At 63.4% G+C, this 6217-nt stretch carries 6 protein-coding genes; 4 read left to right on the top strand and 2 right to left on the bottom strand.

Features of this window, described 5'->3' with window-relative positions; all coding sequences use genetic code 11:
* The 4 genes from EOD15_RS26440 to EOD15_RS26425 form a co-directional block, all read left to right on the top strand.
* Positions 1–594: SMP-30/gluconolactonase/LRE family protein (locus EOD15_RS26440; RefSeq protein WP_148129648.1), on the top strand; the 594-nt coding region annotated here is incomplete at its 5' end.
* The gene (locus EOD15_RS26435) at positions 591–1640 is read left to right on the top strand and encodes a hypothetical protein (protein ID WP_127321471.1); all 1050 of its coding nucleotides are present in this window, start codon (positions 591–593) and stop codon (positions 1638–1640) included. The genes EOD15_RS26440 and EOD15_RS26435, both read left to right, overlap by 4 nt.
* A complete protein-coding gene (locus EOD15_RS26430; RefSeq protein ID WP_127321472.1) occupies positions 1640–3136 on the top strand; it encodes a sugar ABC transporter ATP-binding protein in 1497 nt (498 codons plus the stop codon). The genes EOD15_RS26435 and EOD15_RS26430 overlap by 1 nt, the downstream gene beginning before the upstream one ends.
* Positions 3137–3525: 389 nt before the next feature.
* Positions 3526–3933, top strand: coding sequence for a carboxymuconolactone decarboxylase family protein (locus EOD15_RS26425; RefSeq protein WP_127321473.1), 408 nt, complete (start codon positions 3526–3528; stop codon positions 3931–3933).
* Positions 3934–3937: 4 nt separating this feature from the next.
* On the opposite strand, the gene EOD15_RS26420 is transcribed toward EOD15_RS26425, so the two are convergent.
* Both EOD15_RS26420 and EOD15_RS26415 read right to left on the bottom strand, forming a co-directional pair.
* A complete protein-coding gene (locus EOD15_RS26420) occupies positions 3938–4825 on the bottom strand; it encodes an amidohydrolase (protein WP_164761842.1) in 888 nt (295 codons plus the stop codon).
* The gene (locus EOD15_RS26415; protein ID WP_127321475.1) at positions 4825–5961 is read right to left on the bottom strand and encodes a VWA domain-containing protein; all 1137 of its coding nucleotides are present in this window, start codon (positions 5959–5961) and stop codon (positions 4825–4827) included. Before EOD15_RS26415 ends, EOD15_RS26420 begins: the two co-directional genes overlap by 1 nt.
* Positions 5962–6217 lie beyond the last annotated feature (256 nt).

Here is a 6217-nt window from a genome sequence, read left to right as displayed (position 1 = left end):
ATCGAGAACCGCGCCACCGGCCGGCTGCTGGTCTACGATCCGAAGGATGGTTCGACGAAGACGCTGCTCGACGGTTACCGCTACACCAACGGTGTGTGCATGGCGCATGACGGCAAGTCGCTGTTCTTCGCCGAAAGCTGGGCCTGCCGCGTGCATCGCTACTGGCTGGAAGGGCCGAAGGCCGGCACCGCCGAATGCGTCATCCGCGACATGCCGGGCTATCCCGACAACATCAACCGCGCCTCCGATGGCAATTACTGGATGGCGTGGCTCGGCATGCGCACGCCGAGTTTCGACCTGTCGCTGGGCCATCCCGACATGCGCAAGCGCATGACGCGCCGGCTGCCGCAGGATGAATGGCTGTTCCCCAACATCAACACCGGCGGCGTGGTCAAGTTCAACGAGAAGGGCGGCATTGTCGAGGCGATGGGCGACCTCACCGGTGGCGCGCACCCGATGGTCACCTCGATGCGCGAGCACAAGGGATATCTGTTCGTCGGCGGCATCCTCAACAACCGCATCGGCCGCTACAAGATCGCAGGCGCCGACCCGAACTGGACCAGTCCCGCTTCCTATTGGGGAGCAAAGCCATGATCCTCGATCCGATGCTTGGCCTGTTTCGCGGCAAGGCGGTCACCATCCCGCCGCTCGACGGCGCTTTTCGCCCCAATACGCGGCTGGATGATGCGCCGGCTTTCGCCGAGATGACGGAACCAGACAATCTGCTCGTCGCCGGTGACAGGCTGCTGGCCTCCAGCGGCAACGCCATCCATTCGATTGCGGCTGGAGCGGAACCTGTCGTGGTCGAGACTTTTCCGTCTGCCGTCACCGCGCTGGCGCTGTCGCCATCCGGTGAACTGACGGTCGGGCTGGAAAGCGGAAAGCTGCTGATTGGCGGCAGCGACGTTTCGCTGCCGGCTGACCTCAGCTGCATCACCGCACTTGCCTATGCGGATGACGGCACGTTGTGGCTGGCCAATGGCTCGGCCGAGCACGCGCCGTCGCAATGGGCCGCCGATCTGATGAAGAAGGGTGCCTCCGGTTCGCTGTGGAAGCGAGACGCCGCGGGCGGTGATTTCCGCAAAGTCGCCGGCGAGATTGCCTTTCCCTATGGCCTGCATCCAGTCGGCAGCGATGTGCTAGTCAGCGAAAGCTGGCGTCATCAGTTGGTGCGTTTCGATGGCGCGACGGGCAGCCGCTCGACGGTTCTGACGCATCTGCCCGGCTATCCCGCGCGGCTGTCACCTTCCGCCGATGGTGGGGCGTGGCTGACCCTGTTTGCGCCGCGCAACCGGCTGATCGAATTCGTGCTACAGGAAACGCATTACCGTCAGGACATGCTGAGCCAGGTGCCGCCGGCCTACTGGATCGCGCCAGCGCTGGCCTCCAGCCGCAGCTTCCTCGAGCCGCTGCAATGCGGCGGCATCCGCACCATGGGCATCCACAAGCCATGGTCGCCGAGCCGCTCCTACGGGCTGGTGGTCAGGCTCGACCAGAAGATGCAGCCGCAATTCAGCCTGCACAGCCGCGCCAACGGCACGCGCCATGGCATCTGCAGCGTTGCGGAAAAGGACGGTCTTCTGTTCATCGCCTCCAGGGGCGGCGACTGCATCCTTTCCGTCCCCACGGGAGGTTTCTGATGGAACCGATTGTCCGTCTGGAGAATGTCACCAAGAACTACCGCGGCGTGCCCGCGGTGAAGAATGTCAGCTTCGACCTGCGCAAAGGCGAGATCCACGCGCTGCTTGGCGAGAACGGCGCGGGCAAATCGACGCTGACCAAGATCATCGCCGGTGTGGTCGAAGCCACCTCGGGCAAGATGTTCCACAGGGGGCAAGAGATCGCCTACGCCTCGCCGCACGCAGCGCTTGAAGCCGGCATCGCGATGGTGTTCCAGGAGACGAGCCTGGTGCCGTCGATGACTGTGGCGCAGAACCTTTATCTCGGCACCGAAAAGTTCCTCAACCGGCTGCGCGGCACCTACATTTCGGCGCAGCAATTCCTGCAATCGCTGAACTTTCCCGTCGACCCGAACGCCATGGTGGCGACGCTGGGTGCTGCCAAGCGGCAGATGGTCGAGATCGCGCGCGCGGTGCACCACAATGCCGAGATCATCATCTTCGACGAGCCTACGGCGACGCTGACGCCGGAAGAAAAGCGGCACTTCTTCGCGCTGATCCGGCGGCTGAAGGCGAGCGGCGTCTCCATCGTCTTCATCAGCCACGCGCTGGAAGAGGCGCTGATGATCGCCGACCGCATCACCATCCTGCGCGACGGCGAACTGGTCATCACCGACGACACGTCTGCTTTCGACCGCGACAGGATCGTGTCCGCAATGGTCGGGCGCACGCTGTCGGGGCAGATCTACCGGCAGCGCGACGAAGCGAAGCTTCGCAAGGCGGGCAAGAAGGTGCTGTCGGTGCAGGACATCTCGATGAGCAATGTCGTGCGCAACAATTCCTTTTCGATCTTCGAGGGCCAGATCACCGGTGTGTTCGGGCTGATTGGCTCCGGCCGCACCGAAACCTTCAAGATCGTCTCCGGCATCTACAAGCGCGACTTTCTGCGCGGCGGCGCCATCGAGCTCGATGACAGGCCGGTGCGCTATCTCGTGCCGAGCGAGGCGGTGGCCGACGGCATCGTCTATGTTACCGAGGATCGCAAGAGCGAGGGCATCTTCGAGACGATGGGCATTGCCGAGAACCTGTTCGGCGGACTGCTGGCGGCGGGCCGGGAAAAGGCCTGGGTAATCAATGCGCAGGAAATGCGCGCGCTCTCAGCCGAATGGACGAAGACGCTGAACATCAAGGCGATCAACGACAATGCGCGCGTCGTCGAGCTTTCCGGCGGCAACCAGCAGAAGGTGGTGATCGGCAAGGGGCTGGTGCAGCAGCCGCGCATCGTCATCTTCGACGAGCCGACGCGCGGCGTCGATGTCGGCGCGATCGCCGAGATCCATCAGATCATCAACCGGCTGGCCGACGAGGGCCTGGCCGTTGTCGTCATCTCGTCCTACCTGCCGGAGATCATGAACCTGTCCGACCGCATCCTGGTCTGCCGCCAGGGCCGCATCGTCGAGGAGTTTTCGCCGGCCGAGGCCACGGAGGAGAAGATCATGTACGCGGCGGTTCACTAGGGTGCTGGAGCAGGAAGCGAATAGGCGTGCCGCTGGCTCGAACATTGTGGAGATCAATCGAAGCGCCCGTCATTTCGTCATCCACGGGCGGAGCAAGGAGCGTAGCGACGCAGCGCAGACCCGAGGATCCATGCCGGGACTCCTGAGCGTTGCAACGGTGCAGGATTCTTCGCCGCTGCACTCCACGGCTGACGTCTCGGCATGGATCCTCGGGTCTCCGCGACGGCGCTTCGCGCCTGCTTCGCCCGTGGATGACGAAGTTTAGGTGCCTCGGCTAATCTTCAACGCTATTGCGGGCCAAAAACTGAGTCAAAGAAGCCGGTTAGCCGCCTTTGCTCGAAACTTGATTCAACGAACCAGTTCATCGATCGAAGCGAAAGGACCACACCATGGCCACAGCAAGACTCCTAACCGATGCCGAGGTCGAGAAAATCCCGGCCGTGAAAGCCGTGTTCGACGACATCCGCGCGACGCGCAAATCTGATTTCGTCAACAATTTCTGGCGCGGGCTGGCCAATGATCCTCCGGCGCTGAAGCGGATCTGGGAGCAGTTGAAGGTGGTGATGGTCGCTGACAGCGCCATCGACCCGCTAACCAAGGAGATGATCTACATTGCCGTGTCGACCGCCAATGGCTGCTCCTACTGCGTCCACTCGCACACGGCGGCAGCGCGAGCCAAGGGCATGACCGATGCGCAGCATGGCGAGCTGGTGTCGATCATCGGGCTGGCCGGCCAGACCAACCATCTGGTGACCGCGATGCAGATCCCGGTCGATCCGCAGTTCGAGGTGAAGTGAAGCGTCACACCGGCCGGTAAACCTTCTCCGCCGTGTTCCAGAAAATATCCGCCTCCGCCGCCGCACCATGCCTGGCCACCGCATCGCGGTGCGCCTTGATCAGCTCGGCGTGGCTGGTCCACAGTTTTTCGATCGGGAAGTTCGAGCCGAACATCAAATGGTCGGCGCCCAATATCTCGATCGCGTTGTCGACGATATAGGCAATCAGCGCCGGGTCGTTGCGATGGACGAAGGTGCCGAGGCCGGAGAGCTTGGCGTAGAAATTGGGCGCCGCCGACAGCGTGCGCAGGCCTGCCTTCCAGGCTTCGGTGATTTCCGGCTCCATGCCGGTCAGCATACCGGCATGGGTGAGGATGAAATTCGTCTCCGGGTTTTCGCCGACCAGCGTCAGGCCGTCCTTCATCTGGGCGGGGAAGAGCTGCAGGTCGAAGGAGAGGCCATAGTCCTTGAGCCGCGCCACATTGGCGCGCACGTTGGGGTCGATCACCTGGTCGGCGGAGGCGGCGAAGCGGAAGGCCGGGGTCTCGTGCCAGTGCAGTTGCATGCGCACGCCGCGCAGCAGCTTGTATATTATCAAGCGATCGATCTGCGGCCTGATATCGTCGACGGTCATGTCGGTATAGCCGACGATGGCATGCGGCCAGCCGGTCTCGTCTGATGTCTTCTGCAGGAAGGCGACTTCCTTCTCGAAATCCTCCTTGGCCCAGTTGGTCTGGACATAGACGGCCTTTTCGACGCCTGAATCCCTCTGGTCCTCGAGAAATTCCTCGATCGGGTAGTCGCGCCGGATCGGCTCGTAGGGACCGAAGATGCGCGGCACCATCGGCCCGACCAGCCAGGGCTGGTCCTTTTGGCGCCAGATGTGGAAATGCGCGTCGATGGCTTTCTGCATCACGAAACCCTCTTCCAGATTGTCGCCGCCGCTGAAGCAGGGCGGGCGAGCGACAGGATGAAATCGGTGAGGCTTTTCACCGACGAGCCATCGACGAGGTCGTCCAGGTCAGGCAGGATGGCACGAAGTGCAGCCGTTGCCGGCCGGAAGCGCGGGTCGCCGGCTAGCGGTGTGGCCAGCGACAGCCGGAAAGCGCGGGCGCTCAGCCGTCGCATGGCTGTCTCCAACTCGCCATGATCGCCGCGCTCCAGCGCGTCGGACAGGATCACGACCGTGGCACCGCGTGCAAACGACGAAAAGCGCGGCACCGAGAGGAAGGCGAGCAGCGTCGGTCCCATGCGGGTGCCGCCGTCCCAGTCGTCGACCTGGGCAGCGGCGCGCGCCAGCGCCTGGTCGCGGTCGCGGATGCGCAATGCCGTGGTGATGCGCGTCAGCCGCGTGCCGAAGGTGAAGATCTCGGCGCGGTCGGCACCTTGCACGGCCGCATGTGCCAGCTTGAGATAGTCCGCTGTGTGCAGCTTCATCGAGCCGGAAACGTCGATCAGCAGCAGCAGCTTGCGCGGTACGGTCTGGCGGCGGCGTAGCAGTGGCGAGGGCACGTCGCCGTCGGCGCTGACGATTTCCCTGAGCGATCGGCGCAGATCGAGCTTACCGCGCGAGTGGGTGCGTATCGTACGGAAGGAGCGCCGGGCTGGTAAAGCGGTCGAGAGTTTGCGACGAAAGGCGGTCAGCCTGTCATCGTCGCGCTGGAAGTCGCGGACACTCAACTGCTCCAGGGCCGAAGAGAGGTCGCCGCCCTCTTGGCTTTGTTTAACCTCGAGCCGTTCGTCGTCGGCGCCGCCATCATCCTTGATGCGAGTTTCCTCGTCGGCGTCGCCTTCGACCACGGCGGACGTATTGCCATAAAAATGGCTCTGGAAATGCGCCTCGAATTCGTCGCGGCGGTCGGGCGGGGGCGCCAGCGTGGAAAGGGCGGCCTCGCGGATGTCTGCCATCGAGCGCGGCCCGAGCAACGTCACCGCCTGCATGAAGCCGGAGACCTGCTCGGGGGCGATGGCGAAACCATAGCGGCGCAGCAAGCGGCCGAAGCTGAGGAAGGGCGCAGCGGCGCGAGGCAAGCTTGTTTCCCGCATCATTGCGTGGCGCCCCCCTCTGTCCTGCCGGACATCTCCCCCTCAAGGGGGGAGATTGGCAGGTTCGACGCTTCGCTCTGTTCGGCGACGTCAGCGATTAGCGAAAGCGGGGATGACATCCGATCTCCCCCCTGTTTGGACCGGAGACATCGCGAACAGGTGTGCGAAGACATCGCGAACAGTTTCGTGCGCTTTGCGCGGGGAGGTTCGAGGTGCCATTCGAGGCCAGGAGCGTGATGAGCCAGAAGGAAGAATTTGT

The sequence above is a fragment of the Mesorhizobium sp. M7A.T.Ca.US.000.02.2.1 genome (genome assembly GCF_003996995.1).
Classification (GTDB): domain Bacteria; phylum Pseudomonadota; class Alphaproteobacteria; order Rhizobiales; family Rhizobiaceae; genus Mesorhizobium.
This window is presented reverse-complemented; position numbering and strand designations above follow the sequence as displayed.

What these genes read in the sequence shown, in the direction of transcription:
- EOD15_RS26435 (WP_127321471.1), top strand. Translation starts at nt 591, where the DNA reads ATGATCCTCGATCCGATGCTTGGCCTGTTTCGCGGCAAGGCGGTCACC.
- EOD15_RS26430 (WP_127321472.1), top strand. Translation starts at nt 1,640, where the DNA reads ATGGAACCGATTGTCCGTCTGGAGAATGTCACCAAGAACTACCGCGGC.
- EOD15_RS26425 (WP_127321473.1), top strand. Translation starts at nt 3,526, where the DNA reads ATGGCCACAGCAAGACTCCTAACCGATGCCGAGGTCGAGAAAATCCCG.
- EOD15_RS26420 (WP_164761842.1), bottom strand. Translation starts at nt 4,825, where the DNA reads ATGCAGAAAGCCATCGACGCGCATTTCCACATCTGGCGCCAAAAGGAC.
- EOD15_RS26415 (WP_127321475.1), bottom strand. Translation starts at nt 5,961, where the DNA reads ATGATGCGGGAAACAAGCTTGCCTCGCGCCGCTGCGCCCTTCCTCAGC.